Genomic DNA, 2,168 nt, shown 5'->3' with positions numbered 1-2,168 from the left:
GGTCTCCGGGCTCCGCCCGGCCGCTCCGCGCCTCCCCACCAACTTTCGTGAGTTTTCACGAGAGCATGCGAACCCATGCCCCAAGACCCCCCCCCTTCAGGGGGAGGGTCTGTACGTCCGCTTCCGCCGCACCGGCGTGCAATGGATCGAATCCCCCAAACCGGCTAGGCTCGTCCCATGCCCCAACACGCTGATTTCAGGCTGGTTTAGCCCATGGCCGACGGTCACGCCGTTCCCGTCGCCGCCGACGCCGACACCGCCTTCCTGGGCGTGACGCGCTCGCTGTCCGGCCGCGCCTGGCGCGAGCGCGCCGCCGATCCCGTGATCGTCCGCGACCTCTCCCGCCTGCACGGCCTGTCCGAGCCCCTGGCCCGCGCCCTGGCCGCGCGGGGGATCGACCAGGGCAGCGCCCGCGACTACCTGCAGCCGACCCTGAAGTCGCTGTTCCCCGACCCGTCCAGCTTCACCGACATGGATCGGGCCGCCGAGATCCTGATCGACGCCCTGGTGCAGGGCCGGCCGACCATGGTGTTCGCCGACTACGACGTCGACGGCGCCACCAGCGCCGCCCAGCTGGTGCGCTGGTTCCGGCACATGGGCGTCGAGCTGCCGATCTATATTCCCGACCGCCTGAAGGAGGGTTATGGGCCGAGCCCTGCCGCCTTCAAGACCATCCGCGAGTCGGGCGCCGAGCTGGTCGTCACCCTCGACTGCGGGGCCGCCGCCTACGACGCCATCGCCAGCGCCGCCACGATCGGCCTCGAGGTCGTGGTCATCGACCACCACCTGATGCGCGAGGATCCGCCGGCCGCGGCCGCCGTGGTCAATCCCAACCGTCCGGGCTGCCAGAGCGGGCAGGGCGTGCTGGCCGCCGCCGGCGTCACCTTCATCCTGCTGGTCGCCCTCAACCGCGAGGCCCGCAAGCGCGGCCTGTTCAATGAGGACCGGCCCGAGCCCGACCTGCGCCAGTGGCTCGACCTGACCGCCCTGGGCGAGGTCTGCGACGTCACCCAGCTGGTCGGCTTCAACCGCTCGCTGACGGCCACCGGCCTGCGGGTGATGTCCAACTGGGCCAATCCGGGCCTCAAGGCCCTGCTGGAGGTGGCCAAGGGGCAGGGGGCGGCCAGCGTCTTCCACGCCGGCTTCATCCTGGGGCCGCGGATCAACGCCGGCGGCCGCATCGGCCGCTCCGACCTCGGCGCGCGCCTGCTGTCGACCGACGATCCGCTGGAGGCCCAGGCCCTGGCCGAAGAGCTCGACGCGCTCAACACCGAGCGCAAGGCCGTCGAGGCGGCCGTGGTCGAGGAGGCCGCGGCGATTCTCGAGCGCGGCAGCAACTTCAATCCCGACGCCCCCGTCATCGTCGTGGCCGGCGAGGACTGGCACCCCGGCGTGGTCGGCATCGTCGCCAGCCGCCTGCGCGAGCGCTACCGCAAGCCGACCATCGTCATCGGCGTCGACCGGGCGGCGGGGGTGGCCAAGGGCTCGGGCCGCTCGCAGCCGGGGGTGAACCTCGGCCGGGCCGTGCAGGCCGCCTTCGAGGCCGGCATCCTGATGGCCGGGGGCGGGCACGCCATGGCGGCGGGCCTGACCGTGCGTCCCGATTCGATTCCCGAACTGCGCGCCTTCCTGGAAGAGGCCCTGGCCGGCGAAATGGCCGAAGTCGGGCCCGAGGCGGTCGAGATCGACGCCCTGGTGCAGCCCCGCGCCGCCAATCGCGCCCTCTGGACCGAGTTCCAGCAGATGGCCCCGTTCGGTCCCGGCAATGTCGAGCCGCTGTTCGCCCTCACCGGCGTGCGCCCCGAGCGGGTCATGGCTTTGCGCGGCGGCCACGTGCGAGTCGACCTCGTCGGCCCCTCCGGCGACCGCATCAAGGCGGTCTCCTGGCGCTCGGCCGAGACCGATCTTGGCCGTCGGCTGCTGGCCGGGGGCGGGGCGCTGCACGTCGTGGGCCGCCTGAAACCCGACGATTACATGGGCCGGGAAGGGGTCCAGCTGGAGATCGAGGACGCCGCCGATCCCCGCATGTGGACGGAATAAAAAAAACGCATCTGACCGCTTGCGCTCTCCGGGGAGCCTTTGTATATCCCCGGCTCCTCGCGGCGAGATGGTCCCTTCGTCTATCGGTTAGGACGCCAGATTTTCATTCTGGAGAGAGGGGTTCGACT

The 2,168-nt window shown here is 71.3% G+C and carries 1 protein-coding gene; it reads left to right on the top strand.

Annotated elements, in window-relative coordinates:
• Window positions 1-213 precede the first annotated feature (213 nt).
• The gene (recJ, locus tag DMC18_RS22080) at window positions 214-2,040 is read left to right on the top strand and encodes a single-stranded-DNA-specific exonuclease RecJ (RefSeq protein WP_110133310.1); all 1,827 of its coding nucleotides are present in this window, start codon (window positions 214-216) and stop codon (window positions 2,038-2,040) included.
• The last annotated feature ends 128 nt before the right edge of the window (window positions 2,041-2,168 follow it).

It is taken from the genome of Caulobacter sp. D5, from assembly GCF_003185805.1.
GTDB lineage: Bacteria > Pseudomonadota > Alphaproteobacteria > Caulobacterales > Caulobacteraceae > Caulobacter.
Note: the sequence above shows the minus strand (reverse complement) of the source record. Positions and strands in the feature narration are given on the sequence as shown.

Excerpts from the sequence above, each read along its gene's own strand:
- recJ (WP_110133310.1), top strand. The coding sequence starts at position 214 with ATGGCCGACGGTCACGCCGTTCCCGTCGCCGCCGACGCCGACACCGCC.